The sequence below is a fragment of the Streptomyces sp. NPDC048637 genome, from assembly GCF_040650675.1.
GTDB lineage: Bacteria > Actinomycetota > Actinomycetes > Streptomycetales > Streptomycetaceae > Streptomyces.
Genome location: NZ_JBEZHQ010000067.1, coordinates 1 through 23742 on the forward strand (window position 1 = coordinate 1; position 23742 = coordinate 23742).

The 23742-nt window shown below is 72.7% G+C and carries 21 protein-coding genes and 3 pseudogenes; 10 read left to right on the forward strand and 14 right to left on the reverse strand.

What is annotated here, in order from left to right:
• Window positions 1–115 precede the first annotated feature (115 nt).
• Both AB0C46_RS39495 and AB0C46_RS39500 read right to left on the reverse strand, forming a co-directional pair.
• Window positions 116–622: an ATP-binding protein gene (locus AB0C46_RS39495; RefSeq protein ID WP_362833958.1), complete on the reverse strand. Its 507-nt coding sequence runs from the start codon at window positions 620–622 to the stop codon at window positions 116–118.
• Between the two features lie 174 nt (window positions 623–796).
• On the reverse strand, window positions 797–1084 hold the full coding sequence (locus AB0C46_RS39500) for a hypothetical protein (RefSeq protein WP_362833959.1): 288 nt from the start codon (window positions 1082–1084) through the stop codon (window positions 797–799).
• A 241-nt stretch (window positions 1085–1325) separates the two neighbouring features.
• Here AB0C46_RS39500 and AB0C46_RS39505 point away from each other — a divergent pair, with 241 nt between their 5' ends.
• Window positions 1326–2483 (forward strand): PLP-dependent cysteine synthase family protein, encoded by a 1158-nt coding sequence (locus AB0C46_RS39505; protein WP_362833960.1) that lies wholly within the window; start codon window positions 1326–1328, stop codon window positions 2481–2483.
• Between the two features lie 62 nt (window positions 2484–2545).
• Here AB0C46_RS39505 and AB0C46_RS39510 read toward each other — a convergent pair whose 3' ends face one another.
• Window positions 2546–3019, reverse strand: a complete 474-nt coding sequence (locus AB0C46_RS39510; RefSeq protein ID WP_362833961.1) for an SRPBCC family protein — start codon at window positions 3017–3019, stop codon at window positions 2546–2548.
• A gap of 63 nt (window positions 3020–3082) precedes the next feature.
• Window positions 3083–3928: a DeoR/GlpR family DNA-binding transcription regulator gene (locus AB0C46_RS39515; protein ID WP_362833962.1), complete on the reverse strand. Its 846-nt coding sequence runs from the start codon at window positions 3926–3928 to the stop codon at window positions 3083–3085.
• Window positions 3929–4389: 461 nt separating this feature from the next.
• On the opposite strand from AB0C46_RS39515, the gene AB0C46_RS39520 reads away from it, so the two are divergent.
• Window positions 4390–6672, forward strand: a complete 2283-nt coding sequence (locus tag AB0C46_RS39520) for a hypothetical protein (protein ID WP_362833977.1) — start codon at window positions 4390–4392, stop codon at window positions 6670–6672.
• Here the strand turns inward: AB0C46_RS39520 and AB0C46_RS39525 are convergent.
• From AB0C46_RS39525 to AB0C46_RS39550, 6 genes are all read right to left on the reverse strand, one after another.
• On the reverse strand, window positions 6642–9080 hold the full coding sequence (locus tag AB0C46_RS39525; RefSeq protein ID WP_362833963.1) for a right-handed parallel beta-helix repeat-containing protein: 2439 nt from the start codon (window positions 9078–9080) through the stop codon (window positions 6642–6644). The two genes, AB0C46_RS39520 and AB0C46_RS39525, sit on opposite strands and share 31 nt — an antisense overlap.
• A 167-nt stretch (window positions 9081–9247) precedes the next feature.
• On the reverse strand, window positions 9248–9841 hold the full coding sequence (locus AB0C46_RS39530; RefSeq protein WP_362833964.1) for a hypothetical protein: 594 nt from the start codon (window positions 9839–9841) through the stop codon (window positions 9248–9250).
• Window positions 9842–10012: 171 nt separating this feature from the next.
• On the reverse strand, window positions 10013–10459 hold the full coding sequence (locus AB0C46_RS39535; RefSeq protein WP_362833965.1) for an ATP-binding protein: 447 nt from the start codon (window positions 10457–10459) through the stop codon (window positions 10013–10015).
• On the reverse strand, window positions 10453–10830 hold the full coding sequence (locus tag AB0C46_RS39540) for a hypothetical protein (protein WP_362833966.1): 378 nt from the start codon (window positions 10828–10830) through the stop codon (window positions 10453–10455). Before AB0C46_RS39540 ends, AB0C46_RS39535 begins: the two co-directional genes overlap by 7 nt.
• A gap of 133 nt (window positions 10831–10963) precedes the next feature.
• A complete protein-coding gene (locus AB0C46_RS39545; protein ID WP_362833967.1) occupies window positions 10964–11788 on the reverse strand; it encodes an MOSC N-terminal beta barrel domain-containing protein in 825 nt (274 codons plus the stop codon).
• A gap of 47 nt (window positions 11789–11835) precedes the next feature.
• Entirely contained in the window at window positions 11836–12288 is a 453-nt protein-coding gene (locus tag AB0C46_RS39550; protein WP_362833968.1) for a DUF6643 family protein, read from the reverse strand.
• Window positions 12289–12532: 244 nt separating this feature from the next.
• Between AB0C46_RS39550 and AB0C46_RS39555 the strand changes: the two genes are divergently transcribed.
• On the forward strand, window positions 12533–13948 hold the full coding sequence (locus tag AB0C46_RS39555) for a TerD family protein (RefSeq protein ID WP_362833969.1): 1416 nt from the start codon (window positions 12533–12535) through the stop codon (window positions 13946–13948).
• Window positions 13949–13969: 21 nt separating this feature from the next.
• Here the strand turns inward: AB0C46_RS39555 and AB0C46_RS39560 are convergent, their stop codons facing one another.
• Complete coding sequence (locus tag AB0C46_RS39560) at window positions 13970–15118, reverse strand: glycosyltransferase (RefSeq protein ID WP_362833978.1); 1149 nt, start codon at window positions 15116–15118, stop codon at window positions 13970–13972.
• Window positions 15119–15306: 188 nt separating this feature from the next.
• Here AB0C46_RS39560 and AB0C46_RS39565 point away from each other — a divergent pair, with 188 nt between their 5' ends.
• From AB0C46_RS39565 to AB0C46_RS39575, 3 genes are all read left to right on the forward strand, one after another.
• Window positions 15307–16155 carry an aspartate/glutamate racemase family protein gene (locus tag AB0C46_RS39565; protein ID WP_362833970.1) on the forward strand — a complete coding sequence of 283 codons (849 nt, stop codon included), beginning with the start codon at window positions 15307–15309 and terminating at the stop codon, window positions 16153–16155.
• Between the two features lie 130 nt (window positions 16156–16285).
• Window positions 16286–16903, forward strand: a complete 618-nt coding sequence (locus AB0C46_RS39570) for a hypothetical protein (RefSeq protein WP_362833971.1) — start codon at window positions 16286–16288, stop codon at window positions 16901–16903.
• Window positions 16904–16979: 76 nt separating this feature from the next.
• Window positions 16980–17480 (forward strand): NUDIX domain-containing protein, encoded by a 501-nt coding sequence (locus AB0C46_RS39575; RefSeq protein ID WP_362833972.1) that lies wholly within the window; start codon window positions 16980–16982, stop codon window positions 17478–17480.
• Window positions 17481–17525: 45 nt separating this feature from the next.
• On the opposite strand, the gene AB0C46_RS39580 is transcribed toward AB0C46_RS39575, so the two are convergent.
• A complete protein-coding gene (locus AB0C46_RS39580; protein WP_362833973.1) occupies window positions 17526–18089 on the reverse strand; it encodes a hypothetical protein in 564 nt (187 codons plus the stop codon).
• A 248-nt stretch (window positions 18090–18337) separates the two neighbouring features.
• Between AB0C46_RS39580 and AB0C46_RS39585 the strand changes: the two are divergent.
• From AB0C46_RS39585 to AB0C46_RS39595, 3 genes and pseudogenes are all read left to right on the forward strand, one after another.
• Window positions 18338–18571: pseudogene (locus AB0C46_RS39585) on the forward strand (SDR family NAD(P)-dependent oxidoreductase); the annotation flags it as partial.
• Between the two features lie 4 nt (window positions 18572–18575).
• Window positions 18576–20135 (forward strand): annotated as a pseudogene (locus tag AB0C46_RS39590) (helix-turn-helix domain-containing protein); the annotation flags it as partial.
• Window positions 20136–20265: 130 nt separating this feature from the next.
• Window positions 20266–20460, forward strand: coding sequence for a CsbD family protein (locus AB0C46_RS39595; RefSeq protein ID WP_362833974.1), 195 nt, complete (start codon window positions 20266–20268; stop codon window positions 20458–20460).
• A 235-nt stretch (window positions 20461–20695) separates the two neighbouring features.
• On the opposite strand, the pseudogene AB0C46_RS39600 reads toward AB0C46_RS39595, so the two are convergent.
• Window positions 20696–21670, reverse strand: a pseudogene (locus AB0C46_RS39600) (MFS transporter); the annotation flags it as partial.
• A gap of 440 nt (window positions 21671–22110) precedes the next feature.
• Between AB0C46_RS39600 and AB0C46_RS39605 the strand changes: the two are divergent.
• Complete coding sequence (locus AB0C46_RS39605) at window positions 22111–22968, forward strand: tRNA-dependent cyclodipeptide synthase (RefSeq protein WP_362833975.1); 858 nt, start codon at window positions 22111–22113, stop codon at window positions 22966–22968.
• 42 nt (window positions 22969–23010) lie between these two features.
• Here AB0C46_RS39605 and AB0C46_RS39610 read toward each other — a convergent pair whose 3' ends face one another.
• Window positions 23011–23487, reverse strand: coding sequence for an SRPBCC domain-containing protein (locus tag AB0C46_RS39610; protein WP_362833976.1), 477 nt, complete (start codon window positions 23485–23487; stop codon window positions 23011–23013).
• Window positions 23488–23742: the final 255 nt, after the last annotated feature.

The window sequence follows — 23742 nt, forward strand, 5'->3', positions numbered from 1 at the left end:
GCCGCGCCGTCCGGGCCGGCCGCCGGAGGCCAACCGGCCGGCGCGGCAGGGGAAGGCGCCGGACGCCCGACGCGGCGGCACGGCCCGGCGGGCGGCGACCGGGACGGCCGGCCCGTCAGCCGACCCTGGTGCCCCGGATCCGGAGGCGCGAGCCGGCCGCCGTACGGACGTCCTCCAGCGGCAGGGGCTCCCCGCATCCACGGGCTGTACGGGCCTCTTCGGGCGCCGTGGTCAGGGCCGGAAGGGTGAACCACACGACCTTGCCGCCGCCGTCCGGGCGCACCCCCCAGCTCTCACTGAGCGCCGCGATCAGCGCCAGACCGCGACCGCAGGTCTCCCAGCTGTCCGCGACCCGGATCCGGGGCAGCCGGGGGTCCTCGTCGTGCACCGAGACCGTCAACTGATCAAGAAGAACGCACAGTTCCACGGTGCACTGTTTGCTGGGACGGGCGTGCCGGTGCACATTGGCGAGGAGTTCGGTCACCCCGAGCGCCGCCGGATCTATCAGGGCGTCGAGACGCCAGTACCGCAGCTGCGCGGAGACAATTCTGCGCACATGTCCGATGCGAGCCGGAGCGGCTTGGAGCTCCACCGTGCAGTGCCTGCTGGGCTGCCTGATCACGACCGCGACTCCCTGATGAGGCCGGGCGCCCCTCGTACCGGGCAGGGGCGAAGATCGGATCCAGCGATGCCGACTGCGCCACAGCGTCACCGCTGGTGAACCCTCAGTGATACGAGTCCAGGGTCGGGCAGCCGGAGCGCTCCCGCAACCGCACCTCCGCCGCCGGAGCGGCCGTCAGGGGTGTGGCGGGCGCGCCGCCTCCAGGGCCTTGAGGAAGAGCTCCGGGGTGCCGAGCGTGAGCGAGTAGCGGTGCCCGTTGAGTGTGGCCAGCGCCCGGTCCCGCGCCGCGAACAGCGGCTTGTGGGCCTGCACGGACTGCAGCGGGGCGCTGTCGATCTCGGTGCCGTAGCTGGTCAGCAGCGCCAGTCGGCCGTCGCTGATGACGACCTGGCCGGCGCGGGTCAGGGACCGCAGCCACCGTTCGATCCGTACGCCGGTCGCGTTGAATTCAGGCTCCGCCATGCCGGCACCTCCTCGGTAGACGGGCAGCTGCCCTCCACCGCCCCTTGGGGGAAGTCTGCCGGTACCGGGCCCGGCGCACCAGTGGCCCCGGTGCGCAGTGCGCACAACAGCCCGGCCCCACGGCCTCCTTGGGGTATCCCAAAGTGATGTTTATGCAGGTGAGAAGGGTGCGGCGGATGGCTATAGTCGGAATCGGCCCGCCGTTGTCCGCGGGCTTCCGACCCCCATGAGGAGCGCGCCGGTGAGCACCGCACAGCAGCCGCAGAGCCGGCCTGACCACGAGGCCCCGACCGAAGCCCCGATACCGACCGTCGATGTCGACCGCACGGATCCGGACTACCGAAGCTGGCTCAAAGAAGCCGTCCGCAAGGTCCAGGCGGACGCCAACCGCACCGCCGACACCCACCTGCTGCGCTTCCCGCTGCCCGAGAAGTGGGGCATCGACCTCTACCTCAAGGACGAGTCGACGCACCCCACCGGCAGCCTCAAGCACCGACTGGCCCGCTCGCTCTTCCTCTACGGGCTGTGCAACGGCTGGATCCGCCCCGGCAAGCCCGTCATCGAGTCCTCCAGTGGCTCCACGGCCGTCTCCGAGGCGTACTTCGCCTCCCTCATCGGGGTGCCGTTCATCGCGGTGATGCCGGCCACCACCAGCCAGGAGAAGACCCGGCTGATCGAGTTCCACGGCGGCACCTGCCATCTGGTGCAGGACCCGCGGACCGTCTACGAGGTCTCCGCCCGGCTCGCCGCCGAGTCCGGCGGCCACTACATGGACCAGTTCACCTACGCGGAACGGGCCACCGACTGGCGCGGCAACAACAACATCGCCGAGTCGATCTACCAGCAGCTGCGGCTCGAACGCTATCCCGAGCCCGCCTGGATCGTGGCGACCGCGGGTACCGGCGGCACCTCCGCGACCATCGCCCGCTATGTCCACTACATGCAGTACGACACCCGTATCTGCGTGCCCGACCCGGAGAACTCCTGTTTCTTCGACGGCTGGCTCACCGGCGACGCCGAGACCGACTGCGCCACCGCCTCGCGCATCGAGGGCATCGGACGGCCGCGGATGGAGCCGAGCTTCGTGCCCGGCGCCATCGACCGGATGATGAAGGTCCCGGACGCGGCCAGCGTCGCGGCCGTGCGCGCCCTGGAGACCGCGATAGGGCGTAAGGCGGGCGGCTCGACCGGCACCGGGCTGTGGAGCGCCCTGAAGATCGTCGCCGAGATGGTCGCCGAGGGCCGTACGGGATCCGTTGTCACCCTGCTGTGCGACCCCGGTGACCGCTACCTCGACAAGTACTACTCCGACGCCTGGCTGACCTCCCAGGGCCTGGACATCACGCCCTACGCGCGCACCCTCGACGAGTTCCTGGCCACCGGCGCCTGGCCCGCCTGAGCCTCCGTGGGGAACTGGCCCGCCTTGAGCCTCGTGCGGGCGTGCGCAATGCGAAGACTGGCTCAGGACCGGGTGAGCCTGCGGTCCAGGGCCCGCGCCGACTCCCGGAAGGCGCGGCCCAGACCGGGTCTGGCCAGCGTCAGCAGAAGACGGAGCGGCGCCGGGCCGTCCGCCGCGAACGTCCACCGCAGCCGGGTGCCGCCGCCCGCCGGCGTCAGCCGCCAGTCCTCCAACAGGGCCCGCAGACCAGGGGTGTTGGTGGTGTCGACGCGATAGGCGTAATGCACGTCGGGCTCGGCCGCCAGGACCGTCTCGCTGAAGCGGGTGCCACCCGTCAGCCGCACCTCCCGGCCCGTGCCGCCCTGCGTCGGCGCCGACCACGCCACGCCGGTGAACCAGCACGACCAGCCCGCCACATCGTCCGCCAGCGCCGCATACACCGCCTTCGGCGGCGCGCTGACCTGCGCGGCGAACACCAGCCGCAGCGGGGCGGACTCGACGAAGTCGAGCTCGACGGGGCGGAGTCGGCGTGCCATGCGACGAGCACCCCCTACGGGACGGTCGGCGGGCCTGCGCGGCACACCATAGCTGGCGGCCCGTCAGATGTCTGCGCCGTCCGGCTGCTCGCCCGCCACCACCAGCTCCGGCGGCAGCTCCGCGAACTCCGCACGCGCCCCCGCGGGCAGCCCGGCATCCGTCACCAGCACATCCACCTGATCCAGCGTCGCGAACGAACTCAGGCCGACCGTGCCCCACTTGGTGTGATCGGCGACCACCACCACCCGCCGTGCGGACCGCACGAAATGCCGGTTGGTCTCCGCCTCCGCCAGATTCGGCGTCGACAGACCCGCCTCGATCGATATGCCGTGCACTCCGAGGAAGAGCACATCGAAATGCAGCGACCGGATCGCGGCGTCCGCCACCGGGCCCACCAGGGTGTCCGACGGCGTACGCACCCCGCCCGTCAGCACCACCGTCGCGGCACCCGCGCGCGCAGCCGTGCCGCCGCTGGCCGCCGCCCGCTGCGCGGTGTAGAACACATCGGCCACCCGCACCGAATTCGTCACCACCGTCAGATCCGGCACCTCCAGCAGCTGCTGGGCCAGCGCGAACGCGGTCGTGCCGCCCGCCAGCGCAATCGCGCTGCCCGGCGCCGCCATCTCGGCCGCCGCCTTGGCGATGTCCTCCTTGGCGCTCAGCTCCAGCCCCGACTTCGCCTCGAAACCGGGCTCGTGCGCACTCGGCTCGCTGACCGGCACCGCGCCGCCGTGCACTTTCTCCACCATGCCCTGGCGGGCCAGCGCGTCCAGATCGCGACGGACCGTCATGTCCGACACGCTCAGCTTGCGGGTCAGCTCATTGACGCGCACCCCGCCCCGCCGTCTGACCTCATCGAGAATCAGGGCACGCCGCTGCTCCGCAAGGAGATTCTGGTTGTCGCTCACCCCGGCCCGTCCCTTCCGCCCCGGCTCGCTGTGTCGGGTCGTACGCGCTGGCTGCCGCCTGCGATCACTGATGCCCTCATCCTCGCACGAGGCGCTGACAGTGACGGCGTTGTCGGGTGAGGCGGTTCACTGCGGGTGGGGTGAGGCGGGGCGCTGGGGGGCGGGGTGGGTACGGGGGTGGGGGGACGCGCGAGGCCGCAAAGCCTCGCCACCCGGCACACCCACCGGAACACCACCCCGGATGGTGCTGGATGCGCCGGCAAGGGGAAGAGACAATCCTGGGGGCGTCGCACCGCACGGCGCCGCACGGACTACGGGGGAATTCAGTGGAGACCGCGGACCCGACACCGCACGCCCGCTCAACGGACCGTCGCACCACGGAAGATGGGCCACCGGACGCCGCACCACAGCTCTCCCTGGAGCTGCTGGTGCACGGCGTCGGGGGCACCACCGCTCAGGAGATGCTCGATGACCCACGCGTCCAGTTGATCACCGGCGACGACACCGCCGCCTGCTACCGCCGCACCGAGGACGCGGACGCCGAGCAGCGGCCCGGCGACTACCGCGGCGAGCCGGTCCGTGAGGCGTACTGCTGGTCCAACCTCACCTCGGGCAACGGCGCCCGCGCCCTGTGGCTGCTCCTGGTGCCGTTCATGGTCGCCAACCTCGCCCACTGGATGCGCCCGGCCGCCCCGTCCGAGCACCCCGCCCAGCGGATCTACGACCTGCTCGTGCGCATCCTGGCCCTCACCCTCACGGTCCTGCTCGCCGCCGCGTCCTGTGAGGTCGCCCTGGACCTCACGGCCTGGCAGTGCGCCGGCACCACCGTCTGCGCCGCCGGCAAATCCTGGATGGGCTTCCTCAGCCCCGACAGCTCCGGCTGGTGGAGCGCCCCGGGCCGCCGCCTCGCGCTCGCGTCCGTCGTGCCGCTGCTCGTCATCGGCTTCCTGTGGTCGCTCTCGCGCCGTACGTGGAGCGCCTACGAATCCGCCTCACCGCCGCCCCGGCTGCCCGGCACCTCCCGCGACACCCCGGCCGCCGAACGCACCGCGCTCAGCCGTGAGGGCTTCTGGTACGGCCGCCGGCTGGTCGCCAGGCTGCGTGCCGCGCACACCACGGCCGGTGTGCTGACCGTGGCCACCGTACTGCTCGCCGCCGCCGCGAAGGCCGACGGGCGCGACGGCGGCCATACCGTCCTCGCGGTCACCGGCCGGGCCCTGACCGCCCTGGTCATCCTGCTCGCCGTCGTCACCCTGGTGGTGGTCTGGCGCACCGCCCGCAGCGAGGACGCACCGGACGTCGCCTCGGACCGCCTGGTCGTACGGGCGCTGCCGTTCGCCTCCCTGGGGGCGCTGGCGCTGACCATGGTGCACACCGGATGGGCGCGTCCCGGCGCCCACAGCCACGGTCCGCTGCCCGGCGCCGCCGCCTTCGGCGGGATCGCCGTATTCCAGGGCGTGCTGGTCCTGGCGCTGGCGGTGACCGCCTGGGTCCTGCAGCGCGCCGCCCGCGACGACGCCCGCACCGCGCTGCGCGGTATGGGCGGCCCCGCCGTCGCGCTGCTGGCCTGTGCGGTCGGCGGGGTGCTGTCCGGGGGCGTGGCCCAGCGCTTCGCGGACTGGCTGGACGGCGGCGCGACCCCCGGTCAGGCGCACGCCCCCATCCCCGGGCCCCCGGTCCTGCTGTCCTGGCAGGCCTCGGTCATCCCCGTGCTGCTGGTCGTCGTCGCCGTGGTCGCCGTGCTCGCCGCCGTCCGCGTGGTGATCGTCCGCAACCGGGTGGCCAAGGATGTCCCCGGGCTCTACGACTCGCGCGAGCACCCCGACGAGAGCCGCACCAAGCGCATCGCCGCCACCATCGCCGGCGCCGGACTCACCGACTCCGCACCCGTCCTGATCGCGGCCACCTCCGCCGTCACCCTCGTCCTGGGGGCCGGCGCGGTGGTCGGGGCCTGGCTCACCGGCCGGGCTCCCGGCCGCGCCACCGAAGGCGCGCCGCCCGTCGTGCACGCCGCGGCCGAGACCGCGGAGTCCCTGGGGTCCTGGCTGATGGGCGCCGGCGTCATACTGCTGATCACCATGGGCCGGCGCGCCTACCGCGACCACTCCGCCCGCCGCACCATCGGCATCCTGTGGGACGTCGGCACGTTCTGGCCGCGCGCCGCCCACCCCTTCGCGCCGCCCTGCTACGCCGAGCGCGCCGTCCCCGACCTCACCTGGCGGATGGCCACCTGGACCGAGCGGTTCGACGGCCGGCTGGTGCTGTCCGGGCACTCCCAGGGCAGTGTGCTGGCGGCCGCCGCGGTCTGGCAGCTGGACCTGGTCACCCGCAGCCGCGTCGCCCTGCTGACCTACGGCAGTCCCCTGGAGCGTCTCTACGGACGCTGGTTCCCCGCCTTTTTCGGGCCGCCCGCGCTGACCGGACTGCACCGCGAGATGGACGACTGGCGCAATCTGTGGCGCTTCACCGACCCCATCGGCGGCCCGATCCGGCTCACCTGCGAGGACGGCCGGCGGATCGACCAGGGGCCGCTGCGCGACCCGCTCGGCTTCGGCCGCACTCTGCAGAACCCGCTGCCCGCCCAGATCCTGGGCCATGGCGACTACCACGCCGACCCGGTCTTCGAGACGGTCCGCGCCGAACTGATCGCCCGGCTCAGCCCGGACCTGCCGTGCCAGCGGCCCGCTGACGACCGCCCGGAGGGCCGTCCGGCTCAGGGGAGTTCGGGCAGGTCGTCCGCGTAGAGGAGGGTCAGGTCGTCGGTGCTCGGGTCGGTCAGCTGCGCCACCCGGCCCGCGTGCCGCTCGACCATCGCCTCGAACGTCTGCCGCGCGGTACGGCCGTTGCCGAAGGAGGGGCCCTTGGGCAGCGCCGTGAAGTACTTCAGCAGCGCCTCGCCGGCCCCCTCGGCGAGGCGGTACTCATGCTCCTCGCCCTGCTGCTCGACGATCCGCAGCAGCTCCTCGGGCGCGTAGTCGCCGAAGGTGATGGTCCGGGAAAAACGGGATGCCACACCGGGGTTGACCGCCAGGAAGCGCTCCATCTCGGCGGTGTAGCCCGCCACGATCACCACCACCGCCTCCCGGTGGTCCTCCATCAGCTTCACGAGGGTGTCGATGGCCTCCTTCCCGAAGTCCCGTCCGGAGTCCTCGGGGGAGAGGGCGTACGCCTCGTCGATGAACAGCACACCGCCGCGCGCCCGGTCGAACGCCTCCTGGGTACGGATCGCCGTCGACCCGATGTGCTCGCCCACCAGGTCCACCCGGGATACCTCGACCAGATGCCCGCGCTCCAACACCGCCAAGGACGCCAGGATTTCGCCGTACAGCCGGGCCACGGTGGTCTTGCCGGTACCGGGGGAGCCGGTGAAGACCAGATGGCGGCGCACCGACGCGGCCTTCAGCCCCGCCTCCTGCCGCCGGCGCCCCACCTCGATCATGTTGATCAGGCTGCGCACCTCACGCTTGACGCTCTCCAGCCCCACGAGGGTGTCCAGTTCGCCCAGCACCTCGTCGGAGGGCCGGCTGCTGACAGCCGGCTCCGCGGCCACCGGCGCCGGTGCGGGCGGCGGCGGGCCCTGCGCCGGGACATTGCCCAGCAGCCCGGCCGTCTGGGTCAGCTGCTGCACTGCGGGCGCCGTCGCGCCGGCGGCCGGTGCCTGCACGGCACGGCTCTCGTCGCTGGTGCAGTCCTGGACCGTCGGCCCGTCGCCCTGCCCGGCCCCGCCGTCGGCGAACTCGTAGCCGCCGCGGGCACACCGCTCCGTACGGCACCGGGTCAGCGTCGTACGGCAGCCGTCGATCACATGGAAGCCGAAGCCCGAACTCCCGGTGACCCGGCAGCCCTGGAAGCTGCCGCGGCCCTCCGCGGAGACATAGAACCCGGCCTCGGTCGGCGAACTGACCGTGCAGCCCTCGATGGTGGGGTCCGCGCCCTTGGTGACGATCACGCCGGTCTGCGCACCGTCGATGGTGCAGTTGGCGAGGGTCCCGCCGCTGCCGTGGTCACGGAACCAGGCACCTGTCGCGGCCTCCCGGATCCGGCAGTCGTCCAGCTGCACGGTCGCCCCGTCGCTCACCGACACCGCGGTGTTGCGGACCTGCGCGATATCGCAGTCGACGACATCGGCGCGGGAGCCCCGGTCCAGTACGAACAGCGCGTCCGGGACGTCGTGCAACCGGGTCGAGTCCAGTACGGCGGTGGCGCCGTCGCTGACCCACACCGCGGGGTAGTCGCCCGTACTGTCGTGGATCTCGCACTGGTTGGCGTCCACGCGGGTGCCCGGGTCCCAGACGGACAGCCCGTTGCGTCCGAAGTGCCGCACCGTGCTGCGGGTCAGCGTCAGCACCGAACGGGACCGCAGATCGACGGCGTTCTCCGGGATGTCGTGGATATCGCAGTCGGCGAGGGTGAGGACCGCGTCGGTGTCCAGGGTGACGCCGTCGGCGGAGGTGCGGTGGACCGTGCAGTCGGTGAAATGGCCGGTGGCCCGCGACGCGACCTGGATCCCCGCGCCCTTGATCTCGTACAGCTCGCAGCCCACCGCCTCGACCGCGCTGCCCTCGCCGTGCAGCGACAGCCCGGCGCCCGAGGCGTGGTGGATCCGGCAGTTCTCCAGCCGGGGGTGGGCCCCGCCGCGCACCGCCACTCCGGCCTGCCCGGCGGCCATCACCTCGCACTCCTCGAAGACGCCGCCGGCGCCGTCCAGGACGCTGATGCCCACCCCGCCCGCGTTGTCGACCGTGCAGCGGCGCACCGTGGGGCGGGCGCCGCCGCGGACCTCGATGCCGGACGCGGACCGGGTCACCACCCGCAGACCGGCCAGCTCCGGGGCGCCGTCCTCCACCAGCAGCGCGGGCGACGCCGAATCCGTCGCCTCCAGATGCAGATCGTGGACGGTGGCCGAGGCGCGTACCGTCAGCGCCACACCGTCGGCCGGGGCGATCCGCACCGAACCGCGTGCCCCGTCCGGGCCGCGCAGCGTCACCGCGCGCACCAGCACCAGATTCTCGCGGTAGGTACCGGCCGGGACGGTCAGCACATCACCGTCCCCGGCGGCCTCCAGGGCGGCGGCGAGCGAGCTGTACTCCCCTGTACGGCGTCGCCAACGGGACGTTCCGGAGTGCGTCACCTGGACCGAGCCCTGTGCCATGGCGTTGTCGTGCCCCCACCTCGTGCGGCTGTTGTCGGCCCGGCACCATCCGTCCGCGGATGTCCGCTTTCCGGTCTGCGGGGCCCCAGCCGAGAGGCTGGCGCCACCACCGTAGCGCGCCCGGCGGGCGGCAGTTGACACGGTCAGCCGCCTGGAAAGGCAGGCGCTCAGCTGCCCGCGCCGGCCCGTCCCCAGTCCTGGCCCGCGCGCTTCCACTCCTGGTCCCAGCGGCGGAAACGGCGCACCATCAGCCGCCAGACGACCATCCGCCGGGCGCCCTCGATCATCATGCCGACCCCGGCCGCGGTACCCAGCCCGGCCAGCACCGTATGGGCACCCGCCGTATCGGCGTCCATCGGCCGCGGCACCACCCGGCCCCGGTCGTCGGTCCAGATCCGGAACCGCTCACCGGTCTCCACCGGACGGGGCGCGGCGAGCTGTCCGATGTGCGCGCTGCCGTCCCAGGCCGTCCAGCGGCCGAGGACCCGGCGGTGCGCATCGCGCTGCGAGGAGGTCTCCGGGTCGGGGTCGAGCGGGGCCCGCGAGATCAGCCGGTCGACCGTGACCCACACCAGATGCCGCTCCTGATGCTGTATCCGTACGGTCTCCAGCAGTGCGCCGTGTGCGGTCCGCGCGGTGAGCCAGCCCGTGAAGGGCGCCCCGAGGGCGATCAGGAGGGCCGCGGCGAGCGCCACCCAGGCCTCGATCCGATCGGTCCGGCGCCGCAGCGGGTTGCGCCGCCAGCGCCACACACCTCTCATCGCTCGCATCGTTGCCCCCTCTCCGTGTCCGTGAATACCGCATCAGGGGTGGTCCACGCGAGAGTTCTGCGAAGAGAGAGCAACATCACCGGGTACAAACAGCAACATCCGGACGTACGGAGCGGGTCCGCGGACCCCTGCGCCGCGCCTGCCGGACCGGCCCCCGCACGGTCAGCGCAGCCGTACCGACAGTGTCACCACGGCGCCCGTCGCGCCCGTCGTCCCCGGCGTCCCGCCCGTGACCGCGAACCGGTCCGCCACCAGGCGCGCCAGCCACAGCCCGCGCCCCTGCGTCGCGCCGTCCAGGCCGGGCAGCAGCTCGGGGATCACCTCCTCGCTGAATCCGGGCCCCGCGTCACTGATCCGGCACTCCAGCTCATCGCCCACCTGCCGCAGCTCCAGTCGCCCCGAGCCGCCCGCATGCTCCACGGCGTTCCCCGCGATCTCGTCCACCGCCAGCACGAATTCGCCGCGCCGTGGCTCGCACAGCCCCTCCCGGGCCGCGCACTCCTCGACCAGCAGCCGCAGTTGGGGCAGCAGCCGGGCGGTGAAACGCCGCTGCAGCAGCCGGCGGCCGGACTCCTCCGCCGGTACCTCGGCCGGACCGGAGCTCACCACGGGCGCACCACCTCCGTCAGCACCAGCCGGGACACGGTCCCGGCGACCGGCCGGCTCATCCGGTGTGCGGCGGTGAACTCCGTGTCCGGCCGGATCACCTCGCGCATGCTGCTCACCACCAACGGGCCGCGCTCGCACGCCGGGACCGTGCTGCGGCTGGGGAAGCCGATCCTGGCCGGTACCTCGTCCGCCGGCACCCCGGGGCAGAGCGGGACGAGGACCTTCTCGCCGCGGGCCGGCCCGAGCCGTACGGACGCCGTGACGGCCTCCCGGCGCACCTCGTCATCGCCGTAGCGCACAAAGGCGTGGTCCCCGGGGCGCAGATGCTGGACGGGCAGGAGGCGGTCGCATCCGGTGTCCCTCGCAGCCATCGGCCCACAGCTCTCCGTCGTCCGCCGGCCTCTCCGTCGGCGCCGCCGGGCGCACACCGCGGAGAGGTGGTCACCGGGCCGCGGCCGTCCGCCGGTCGCCGGGAGCGCCCACGGCACGGGGCGCGCCGGCCCGTCAGCCGAGTATCTCGAACGGGTCGCCGATTCGGATCGTGCCGACCCCACGGGGTATCAGATTCTGGCCGAAGACCAGCCGGTCACCGAAGCGGCGCCGGCGGGCGAGCGTCCGCAGCGGCTCCTTGCCGCGCTCGGCGGTGCGCTGGTCGGTGGTCGTGACGACGCAGCGTGCGCTGGGCTTGACCACCTCGAAGGCCACCTCGCCGATACGGACCCGGCGCCAGTCGTCCTCCGCCCAGGGGGCGGTGCCGTCCACCACCACATTGGGCCGGAAACGGTTCATGGGCAGCGGCCCCTCGTCGGCGTGGTCGCCCTGCGCGATGAGCGAGTTGAGGGCGTTCAGCGACGAGGTGGTCGTCAGCAGCAGCGGGAAGCCGTCGGCGAAGCTGACCGTCTCACCGGGCGCGGAGTACGCCGGGTCGATGGGCCGGCGCGTCTCCGGGGCGTCGAGATACACCAGCCGGCACTCGACGCCCAGATACCCGCGAAACCACTCGGCCGCCTCCGGGCCCGCGGGCACCGCCTCGACCTCGTCCTTCCAGACCTCGACCGGGACCGTCTCCCCGGACCCGGGCACCGCGACCGTCAACGGCTCCCTCCCGGGCGCGGTGAGCCCGAGGGCACCGCCCGGCAGCCCCTCGGCGCGCGCCAACGCCAGCGTCGGCTGCTGTCGTTGGGTGAGCTGCCTGCCCTCGGCATCCACCAGCAGCCAGCGTCGGTCCCCGGCGAGCCCCCACGGCTCTACGACCGCCTCGCCGGGACCGGACCCCGCAAGGGATTTGACCGGGTAGAGGTGGATCGACTGGAGCGCAGGGTTGGACATGCCTGCCATCCTGCCAGCCACCTCGGACAGTTGACCGATTGCCCAGGTCAGTACCCGCGCGGGTACTGGCGGCCGTACGGATCGTCGTAGGGCGCGGCGGGGCGCGGCGCGACCGGAGCGGCCGGGCGCATCGCCTCGTACCCCGTGCCCATGGGCGGGCGCTGGGGCTGCTGCTGTTGCGGGGACGGATAGCCGCGGACGCCCGCCTGCTGCGGGATGTACGGCGCCGGGGCCTGCTGCAGCGGGGCGACCGGCTGGGCGGCCGCTCCCGGGTACCCCTGCGCGGGCGAGGGGTGGGAAGGCGCGGCCGGAAGTGCCGGCAGCGCCGAGGGCAGTGCCGGCAAATAGGACGAGCTCGAGTCGTAAGGGGAGGGGTTCACCCGGATCGGGGCGATCTGCGGCGTACCACGCTCGGCGACGAGGCTGTCGTAGATCGGGGTGTCCGGGAAGGAAGGCGAAGCGTAGTAGCCGCCGCCGTAGGTAGAGCGGGGGGAGGTCATACCTCATAAGTTAAGCCCACGATGTGCCGATTGGGGAGTCTGGAAAGAGGGTTGTTTCACGTGTTCGGAGTGGCCATGGAGCGCCAATGTGGGCGAACTTGTGGAAATCGGTCGGGATCGCCCGTAGGAATCCTGTAAAGACCGCGCTTCTCGCAGGTGAACAAGGGACGTTCGGCACAGTGGGGGCCAAGTAGGTTGGGGGTGCACCACAGACGGAGCAGGCGGACGAGAGGAAGGCGCGGCGATGTCGATGCTCAAGGGCGGCAATGTTCCGGTCCCGGCCCCGGCGGTCCGGGTCGAACTGGGCTGGCAGGCGGCCCCGGGGGCACCGGACGTGGACGCCTCCGCCCTGCTGCTGGTGTCCGGAAAGGTCCGCGACGACGGAGACTTCGTCTTCTACAACCAGGCCGCGCACGCCTCCGGCGCCGTACGCCACGAAGGCAAGCACCCGGCCGGCGGCGCGATGACCGACCGCCTCGCCGTCGACCTGGCCGCCGTCGAGCCCGCTGTCGACAAGGTGGTGCTCGCCGCCTCCGCCGACGGCGGCAGCTTCGGCAGCGTCCCGGGGCTGTACATCCGGGTGCTGGACGCCGCGGGCGGTGCCGAGCTCGCCCGCTTCGACAGCCAGGACGCCGGCACCGAGACCGCCTTCGTCCTCGGCGAGCTCTACCGGCGCCAGGGCGCCTGGAAGTTCCGTGCGGTGGGGCAGGGGTACGACACCGGGCTCGCCGGTCTGGCCACCGACTTCGGCATCAGCGTCGAGGAACCGGCGGCGCCGCAGCCCCCGGCCCCCGCCGTGCCCGCTCCGCCGCCCGCCGCGCCCCCGGCCATGGCGCCCGCGCCTCCGATGGCGCCGCCGCCCCCGGCGCCCGCGCCCCCCATGGCTCCGCCGCCGATGGCGCCCGCGCCCTTGTCGCCGACGGGTCAACCGGCGGCGTCCATCCCGCCTCCGCCGGGGCAGCCCGCGCCCGCCCCCGCACCCCCGGCCGTTCGTCTGACGAAGGTCACGCTCACGAAGGACGCCCCGGCCGTCTCCCTGACGAAGCAGGGCGGCACCTCCGGCGCGATGCGGGTGAACCTCAACTGGAGCGGCGGCTCGGCGGGCAAGCGGCTGGGCAAGAAGCTCGGCCGGAAGGCGATGGAGGCCATGGGCGCCCGCGGCGCGCTGCTGCCGCCGTCCGGGGAGCTCGACCTCGATCTGTGCGCCCTGTACCAACTCACCGACGGCGCCGCCGGCGTGATCCACCCGCTGGGCAACAACTTCGGCTCCCTGCACGCCCCGCCGTACATCCAGCTCGACGGTGACGACCGCACCGGCGCCGCCGCGGCCGGCGAGAACATGACCATCAACCTCGACCACCAGGACCGCATCAAGCGCGTCCTGATCTTCGTCACCGTCTACGCCGGCGCCCGCAGCTTCGAGGGGCTGAGCGCGACCGTCACCCTCCAGCCCCAGCACGGCGCCCCCGTCGACTTCACGCTGGACGCCTGCACGGTGCCCTCCAACGTCTGCGCGCTGGCCCTGATCACCAACACCGGCAGCGAACTCGTCGTCCAGCGCGAGGCCCGCTACCTCGTCCCCGACCCCGGTGTCAGCCCGCAGCGCACCGTCGACCACGCCTACGGCTGGGGCCTGGACTGGTCACCGGCCCGCAAGTGACGTCCGCAGCGGGGGCGCGGTTCAGGGCGCCGGATACGTCCGGCCCTTCCATGCCGCCCCGCGCCCCCGGTAGTGCTGAACCGCCGAGTCCACCGTCATCAGCAGATAGAGCAGCGCGGTGAAGGGCAGCAGCACCGCCGCCCACAGCGGCTGCCCGTAGTAGCGCAGCATCGGCAGATAGGTCCCGCACATCACCGCCCAGGCCGCCCCGCCCAGCGCCGCGAGCGCCGGATCGCCGCCGGCCAGCCCGGCCACCAGCGCGGCGGGCGGCGCCAGATACACCAGGGCCAGACCGAGGACCGTACCGAGCAGCAGCAGCGGCCGGTGCCGCAGTTGGGCGTACGCGCTGCGCGAGACCATCCGCCACAGCTCGGCCGGCCGCGGATACGGCCGCACGCTGTCCACCCGGTCCGCCAGCCCCAGCCAGATCCGCCCGCCGCTGCGCTTGACCGCCCGCGCCAGCGTCACATCGTCGATCACCGCATGCCGGATCGCCTCCGGGATGCCCGCCCGCTCCGCGGTCTCCGCGCGCAGCAGCACACAGCCGCCGGCCGCCGCCGCGGTCCGCGCCCCGGGCCGGTTGACCCGGCGGAAGGGGTACAGCTGCCCGAAGAAGTAGACGAACGCCGGCACGATCAGCCGCTCCCAGAACGTCACCACCCGCAGCCGCGCCATCTGCGAGACCAGGTCCAGCTCCGCCGACCGGGCCGCCGCCACCAACTCCCGCAGGCTGTCCGGATCGTGTGCGATGTCCGCGTCGGTCAGCAGCAGATACTCCGGCGCGACACGCTCCCGCGCCAGCGCCATCCCGTGCCGTACCGCCCACAGCTTCCCCGTCCACCCCGGCTCCGGCTCGCCGGGCGAGGACACCGTCAGCGCCAGTCCGCCCCGCGCGGCCGCCAGGCGCCGGGCCAGCGCGCCGGTCCCGTCCGTACTGCCGTCGTCGACCAGGAACACCTCGGCCCGGCCCGGGTACTTCTGGCCGAGCAGCGACGGCAGGCTGTCCGGCAGCACCGCGGCCTCGTCCCGCGCCGGGACCACCACCGCGACCGACGGCCAGCGCTCCGGATCCCGCCGGGCCGGCAGTCGTACGTCCGTCCGCCAGAAGAAGCCCTGCCCGAGCAGCAGCCACACCCAGGCCAGCAGGGACCCGGCACCGATCCACTCCATCGCTCCCACGGCCGCAGTCTGCCGCACCGCGCCCGTCGCGCAGCGGCGATCGGCACGGTGTCGGAACGGGGTGATGGGGAGGGACGGGGCGATGGGGTAGGGACGAGGCCGGGCGGGCGGCCACCGGGGCCACCCGCCCGTTCCGCCCGGTATGACAAGCCGGACGGGCGGCCGAGTAAAGTGTCCGGGTGAAGATCGCGCTGATGGACTCCGGGACCGGGCTGCTCGCGGCGGCCGCCGCCATGCGGCGACTGCGGCCGGACGCCGATCTGGTCCTCTCCTCCGACCCCGACGGTATGCCGTGGGGCCCCCGCACCCCGGACGATGTCACCGCCCATGCGCTGGCCGTGGCCCGCGCGGCGGCCGCGCACCGCCCCGACGCCCTGATCGTCGCCTGCAACACCGCGTCCGTCCATGCGCTGCCCGCCCTCCGCGCCGAACTGGAACCGCAGATCCCGGTCATCGGCACCGTCCCGGCGATCAAGCCCGCCGCGGCCGGCGGCGGCCCCGTCGCCATCTGGGCGACCCCCGCCACCACGGGCAGCCCCTACCAGCGGGATCTGATCGACCGGTTCGGCCGCGGGGTGGACGTCACCGGCGTGCCCTGCCCGGGGCTCGCCGACGCGGTCCAGGCCGCCGACGAGGCCGCGATCGACGCCGCCATCGCGGTCGCCGCCGATCTCACCCCACGGGACGTACGGACCGTCGTCCTGGGCTGCACCCACTACGAGCTGGTCGCCGAGCGCATCCGTGCCGCCCTCCAGCAGCCGGGCGCCCCCGCGCTCGTCCTGCACGGCTCCGCCGAGGCGGTCGCCGCCCAGGCGCTGCGCCGCATCGGTGCCGAACCGGCCCCGGCGGCCGCTCCGACCGGCGCTCTCAGCGTGCTCCTCAGCGGCCGCCCCGCCGGACTGCCGGCCGAGGCGCTCGTCTACGCCGAGGGCCGGCTGCTCGCCCGGAGCCGTACGGACCTCGCGCCGGGAGAGGTGGTCCCGGCCGCCACCGCGGCCGAGGGGACCACCGCGGCGGCCCGGCGCTGACGTCACCCATGACGTCACCCATGGCGTCACCCATGACGTCACCCATGACGTCGCCCGGAGCGCACACCGGGCCGTAAAGGGGCCGTCCGACGCACTGCCATAGTGTGCGATGACGCGTACGCTGCGTCCCATGAGGGACCACCCCCACGAGGGGGCAGCAGCCCCCCGCAACCACGGCAGTACCGACGGCGCCGACAGTGGAGCGCGCCCCGCCGGCGGCTCCCATGCCGAGATCCCCGAGGTCTGGCACGGCAGCGCCACCAACCGCATCCAGTGGCTGCTGGCCGCGATCGGCGCGGCCTGTCTGGCGCTGGGCATCCTGCTCGCCGTCGAGAGCAACTGGACCTCGGGGCGCGCGCCCCTGGTGATGTCGGTGGTCGGCTGTGTCGCGGCCGGTCTGCTGGTGCTCTTCGGCACGCTCGCCTTCGTCCATGTCGCGGTACGCGTCGACAAGGACTGCCTGGAGGTGCGGTGCGGCCATATAGGGGTGCCACGCCGCCGGATTCCGCTCGACACCGTCGTCGGCGCCGATTTCACCCCCCAGGTCACGCCCCGCCACTGGGGCGGCTGGGGCTACCGCTGGCGCCCCGAGCAGGGCACGGCCGTGGTCGTCCGCCGAGGTGAGGGCGTGGTGCTCCGGCTCGGCGACGGGATGACCTTCACCATCACCGTCGATGACGCCGAGGGCGCCGTCCGGGCGATCCGGGGCCGGCTCCGGCCGCGTGAGGGGACCCCGGCGGGCACCTGAGCGCCGCGCCGGCGGCGCGCACGGCTTGGGCACTTCGGGGCCCGGGCGGGCCGGGGGCGTCCCGTAGGGTCGGACCATGGCAACCCCCGACTTCATTCGTGACCTCCGGAACTCCATCGGCCGGCAGCTCCTCTGGCTGCCCGGGGTGAGCGCGGTTGTCTTCGACGACCAGGACCGTGTCCTGCTGGGCAAGCGGGTCGACACCGGCGGCTGGTCGGTGATCGGGGGCATCCCCGATCCCGGCGAGCAGCCCGCCGAGACCGCGGTGCGGGAGGTCTTCGAGGAGACCGCCGTCCGGGTCGTCCCCGAGGGCATCGTCCTCGTCGAGACCATGCCGCCCACCCGCTACCCCAACGGCGACGTCTGCCAGTTCATGGACGTGACACTGCGCTGCCGGGCGATCGGCGGCGAGGCGCAGGTCAATGACGATGAGTCGCTGGAGGTGGGCTGGTTCGCCGTGGACGCCCTGCCGGAGCTGGAGGAGTACGCGCTGACCCGGATCAAGCGGGCGCTGGAGGCCGGGCCGACGTGGTTCCACGGGATGGGGGAAGAGCCGGGCCGGCAGCCTGAAGCCTGAGCCCCTGGCGGTCGCGTCCGGGGGCTCAGGCCGTCGGGCGACGGGCTACAGCTCCTCCGTCGACGGCTCGTCCAACGGGTCGGACGGCTCATCGGGAAGCGGGGGCAGCTGGGACCCGTCCGGGACACCGGGCTCCTCGGAGGGACCCGGGACGGTGTTCCCGCCGGGCGGCTCCTCCGTGTGCATCTCCCGCTTGTCCTTGCGGCAGGTCGTGATCCAGGTGCCGGTGGGGCCGCTCTCGTACTGGCACAACCAGCCCCGTACGGTGAGCGTGCCCCGGTCGTCCTGGGCCTCCCGCGGCGCCCGCACAAAGAACTCGGACATCACCTGGCGGGCCTCCTCGCAGCCCACCGTGCCCCCGGCCCCGGGATCGGCGAAGAGCGTGACGTCTCCTTCCGCGCCCAGCGCGTCGGGGAGCTCACCGCAGTTCACCGGCTGCCCGGGGACGGTGGGGGAAGCGGAACCCGGCCCCCCGTCCGGCGTACGGTCCGGCCCGGTGCCCGTGGGGGAGGAGGTCGCGGCCGTCGTGTCCTGGCCGCCGTCCGTGTCCCCGCAGCCCGCGGCGGCCAGCGCGAACAGCACGGTCGGCACGGCGATGAGCCTCCGCATGTCGGCCTCCCTTGTGGCGGCGGTGCGCAGACGGCACGCTGCGTCGTACGAGGCTAGGAGCCCGCCGGGCGCCGGGCGATACGGGACGGCCGATCGGGTGAAGCGTACGGGCCGTGGCCCGGGGCGCGGAAGGCGCAGGGCGGCCGGAGGCCAGGGCTCCACCCGGCATGTGCCGCCGCCACACCCGGCCCGTGAAGTGTGGTGCCCGCCACATCGGTGCCGGCCCGGCCGCTGCCTAGGGTGCGGATATGACCGTGATCGGCACCCCAGACCCGGTATCCCTCGACCTCGACGGCCGTACCGCTCTCGTCACCGGCGCGGCCGGCGGGATCGGACGCGCCTGTGCGCTGCGGCTGGCGGTGGCCGGCGCCACGGTGCGCGCGGTCGACCGGGACACCGACGGCCTGACCCGCCTCGTGTCGGACCACCCGAACGGCTCCCCGGGCCGCCTCGAACCGTGGCCGCTGGATCTCACCGATCTATAGGCGGGTCACCGACGGCTCGGTCTCGGCGCGCTTCCAGCAGCTGCGGCTCGGCATGGGCGAGGGCCTGGGCGGACTGGTCGCGCAGACCGCCCGCCCGTACGTCACCGACAGCTACTTCCACGACGAGCGGTTCCGGCACACCCGCACCATCGACTCCGGCGTCCAGGACGAGGGGCTGGTGGCGATCCTCGGGGTGCCGCTGATGCTCGGCAGCGGCGTGATCGGGGTGCTGTTCGCCGCGGACCGGCGCGAGCGGGTCTTCGAGCACGGCCAGATCGCGCTGCTCGCCGCCCACGCGGCCCATGCCGCCGTCGCCATCGACACCGCCAACCTCCTTGCCGAGACCCGTAAGACACTCACCGAACTGGCGGCCGCGAACGAGATCATCCGTGACCGCAGTGCGGTCATCGAGCGCGCCTCGGACGTCCATGACCGGCTGACCGAACTGATGCTGCGCGGCGGCGGGGTCCAGGACGTCGCCGGGGCGGTGGCGGAAGTCCTGCACGGCGAGGTCGAGTTCACCGAGCCCGGCGGGGCGCCGGCCGAGGCGCTGGACCGCTCCCGCGCCGACGGGCACGCCGTACGGGACGGCGCGGACTGGGTCGCGGCGGTCGGGGCGGGCGGCGAGGTGCTGGGTGCCCTCGTGCTGCGCGGCCATCCGGCCCTCGACCCGGTCGACCAGCGGACTCTGGAGCGGGCCGCCATGGTCACCTCCCTGCTCCTGCTCGCCCGGCGGACCGCCGGGGAGGCCGAACAGCGGGTGCGCGGTGAGCTGTTGGACGACCTGCTGAACGCCGCGGACCGCGACCCCCGGCTGCTCCGGGAGCGCGCGGCCCGCGTCGGCGCGGAACTGGACGCGCCGCATGTCGTCCTGGCCGCCCGGACCGGCGGGCCGCCGCCGGACGACGCCCACTCCCACGGCGCCGACCGCCGCCGGCTCCGGTCGGCCGCCTCTCATCTCGCCGCCACCCGCCGGGGCCTGGCCGCCGTACGGGACGGCGGCGCCGTCCTGCTGCTGCCGCTCGGTCCCGACGATGACCCGGCGCAGGCCGCCCGCGAGACCGCCGCCCGGCTCGGTGCCGCGCTGCACCTGCCCGTCACGGTCGGCGCCTCGGCTCCGGTCCCGGCCCCCGCCGCCCGCCCCGCGGCGGTCGCGGACGCCTACGCGGAGGCCAGACGCTGCCGCGAGGCACTGTGCGCGCTGGGCCGGGCCGGCCAGGGTGCGGCCGCCGCAGATTTCGGCTTCCTCGGTCTGCTGCTCGCCGACACCCGCGATGTGGACGGGTTCGTCCACCGCACGCTCGGCGCGGTCACCGACTACGACGCCCGCCGCGGTACGGAACTGCTGCGTACCCTCGGCGCCTACTTCGCCTGCGGGATGAGCCCGGCCCGTACCAAGGACGCGCTGCACGTCCATGTGAACACCGTTGCGCAGCGTCTGGACCGGGTGAGCCGGCTGCTGGGCCCCGACTGGCAGACCCCGGCACGCGCCCTGGAGATCCAGCTGGCGCTGCGGCTGCACCAGCTCTCCTCCGCGGTGGCGGGCGATACCGGCGCGTAACAGCGGCGCCGGTCCGTGCCGTTCCCACGGGCGGTCCCTACTGATGGCCGCCTCCGGGTGCGCACCGTCGCGACCTGCGGCAGCGTGGTGCCGAAGCTTCCCCCCTTCCCACCGGACAGAGGAGTGCGACATGGGTGACAAAGGTGCCATGGACAAGATGAAGGGCAAGGCCAAGCAGAAGGCCGGCAAGGCCATGGGCGACGAGCGCCTGAAGGGCGAGGGCCGTACGGACGAGGCCAAGGGCAGGGCCAAGGGCGCGATGAGCGACGCCAAGGAGAACCTGCAGGGGATGAAGGACTCCCTGAAGGGCAAGAGCCGCTCCTGACGCCCGGCGGGGGCGTGGCGGACCCGCTGCCCCGTCTCCCGGAGCGTCCCCGGGCCCGCCACGCCCCCGCCGTACATCAGGTCGCTCAGGCCCCTCAGGACGGTACGGCAGATGACGCCCCGCCGTCCGGACCGGCCGTGCGGCCCTTGCCGGCCGCCACGCTCCCCTCCACCGCGGCGAGGTCCCGGCTGCGGGTCTCCCGTGCCATGCCCACCGCGAGCAGCGTCAGCAGCGCGGCGGCGATCACGTACCGATAGACCGGCCGGCGCCCGACCCGGTCCGAGAGCGCACCCCAGGCGGGGATCACCGCGAAGTGCAGCGCCGAGGCGATCAGCACGGCGTTCAGGGCGGTCTGCTGCGACAGCCCGGTGTGCGAGGTCGCGTACACGAGCACAAACGCCGTGATCACGTAGTACGAGATGTTCTCGGCCATCCGCGCCCCCATCGCGACCAGCACATCCCGCCAGTGGTGCGTGAGCACCGCCACCAACGGCATCTTCTCCAGCGCGGCACCCGCCACCTTCCGGGCCTCGGCACGCGCCAGCGCGGCCTGGAACACCGGCGATTCATCCACCGAGAGCCGCACCCACAGCCCCACGACCACCAGCACGCCGGAGAGCAGGAACGGCACCCGCCACCCCCAGGACGTGAATGCCGCCTCCGACAGCAGCGCCGTCATCGCCGACAGCACCCCGGTGGCCAGCAACTGCCCCGCGGGCGCGCCGGTTTGCGGCCAGGACGCCCAGAACCCGCGCCGCCGGGCGTCCCCGTGCTCCGACACCAGCAGCACCGCGCCGCCCCACTCACCGCCCAACGCGAACCCCTGGACCAGCCGCAGCGCGGTCAGCAGCACCGGCGCCGCCGTGCCGACCGTCGCATGGGTCGGCAGCAGCCCGATCGCGAAGGTCGCACCACCCATCAGCAGCAGACTTAGCACCAGCAGCTTCTTGCGCCCCAGCCGGTCCCCGTAATGCCCGAAGACCAGCGCCCCGATGGGTCGTGCGGCAAAGCCCACCGCGTACGTCAGAAACGACAGCAGCGTCCCGACAAGGGGATCGGACCCGGGGAAGAACAGCTTGCTGAACACCAGCGCGGCGGCGGATCCGTAGAGAAAGAAGTCGTACCACTCGATGGTGGTGCCGATGAGGCTCGCGGCGACGATGCGCTGGAGGCCGGCGGGTGGTGGGGTAGCGGTCGCGGGGGAGGGCATCGGCACCACTTCCTGACGAGGGGCGGGGACGTTTCGTGTCGCCACACCGTAGGAACGTGCAGGTCAGGCGCACATGTGGCGGGACGCCACACTTCGGGCCGGGACCGTGCGCGCGGGCACCATTACGCGGTGCGGAGGGGAGTCGGGGACAAAGCCGGCGACCTCAGCTTCGCCCGCGGCTTCCCGCCCGGTGACGGGAGCCCGCTATTCCTTGGCCGCTGTTCCGTGCCACTGATCCACCACCGCTCGGCATTTTTCAGCCACCCTTGTGTGGCCCCGGAGAAGCGGATGCGGCCGGCCCCGCACTCTTGGTGTCCCTCTCGGACCTGGTGATTCGGCAGGTGACCATGGCTGGACGGCAGGCGGGCGACTCTCTGACACCGCATGATCGGCTGGCTCAAAACCTTCTTTGTCGAGCCGATCGGCCGAACGTACGGTGGGTGCCGCTGGTCAACAAGGGAACAACTGTGCGGCCATTTCGGGGCGTGCTGCAGTGTGACCTCCACGCGGCTTGTGTCGCCTGCCTACCCCATGAACTGGTTGGTGTGATGCCGTCCGAAGCGACGTTCCCTCTTGCCGTGCCGAAACAGAACTCTTCGCCCTTGAGGGGAAGTCGCTATAAGGCCGGTATCTCGTTTGTTTCGCCGGTCGCCGGCCTTCATGGCTTCGAAGGACACGGCAGTTGTTTCCTGGGTATCAGTCTGGAGAACAGCAACTTCCGCCCGGCCAAGGTGCGCAGCATGGCTGAATGGATATCCAGGAGATTTCCGCGGTGCACCGTGCTCATCGGTGACAGCATCCATCGAATCACCCTGGAGTCCACCCGCGGCCTGCGCCAGCCGGAAGCCCTGGCCGAGGCGCTGCGCCTGGGACGTGAATTCATCGACGACCAGGCTCAGGTTTTTCACGAGTTCCGGGAACGTACGGAATTCACCTTCATCAACTGCAGCGAGGTGCAGACCTGGGAAAGTTACCAGGGCTATCACCAGATTCTCCGGGACTATTTTCGCCAGGACGTCACGTTCCGCACCTCTCTGGAGGCGTTCGGTCGCGACTACCACAGCAAGAACTCGGGCGGTGCCCCGGAAGCGGAACTGGAACGGCGCATCCAGATGTCCTCGGACTACTTCCTCGAAGAGTTCGCAGTATTCTGCTGCCTCAAAGACAGGGGCCTGCCGGTCATGCTCTACCCCGGATCGTTCGGCACGCTCTCCGAAATCGCTGCGGGCGAGCACGCGGGAGCGCCGCAACAATTGCGCGATCTGATCGTGGTGTCCCTTCAAATCCGAGGGCGATGACGTGTCTGCGACCACTCCTGAGGGTCCTTTTCGCCGACGACATCACCTATCGGAGACCAGCTCGGCCAGGTGGTGCAGCGAGTTGGTGAGATGTTCCGGGCCGAACGGCGGGAACTGGATGTACTCCCGGATGAACTGCGGCACCGCCGACCAGTCATAGGTGAGCGTGACCTCGGTCTCGGACGGACCGAGCGGCGCGAGGTCGTAACGCCAGAGCCAGCCGCCGAACTCCAGGTGACCGTCGTCCTTCTCCTGCCCCGTCAGCCAGCCGATGGCGCGCGGCGGGTCGAGCACCTGGACCTGGTTGGCCACCTGGTAGTCACCGTTCGGATGGTTGGCGTGGTACATGTCCATCCGGAAAATCTGCCCCACCTCGGTCAGCGTCGCCCGGTCGGCAGCTTCCTGAACCCAGCCGGTGCCATCGATCGCAGCATGGGTCGTCGGGTCCGCCAGCACCGCGAACACCCTCGCGGCGGGCACGGCGAAAGTCAGGGTGGCGCTCACGTTCTCCTGGTCCACGGATGCATGCTCCTTGTCATCTCTTCTCGGGCCTCCCGCAGGCGCGGAAGGGGGAGGTTTCCCCCGTGTAGACGACGCGCTGAGGCGGAACTCATCGGTCGTGTGGGCGGAACCCGCACCCGTGCCACCAAGGGCGGGCTTGTGCTTGTGAAGACACCCTCTAGTGTCCTGAGTTAGGAATTCGTTTCAGATAGCCGGCGAGGCGTTCGAGGATCTCGTCGGCGGTCTTCGTCCAGACGTATGGCCTGGGGTTGG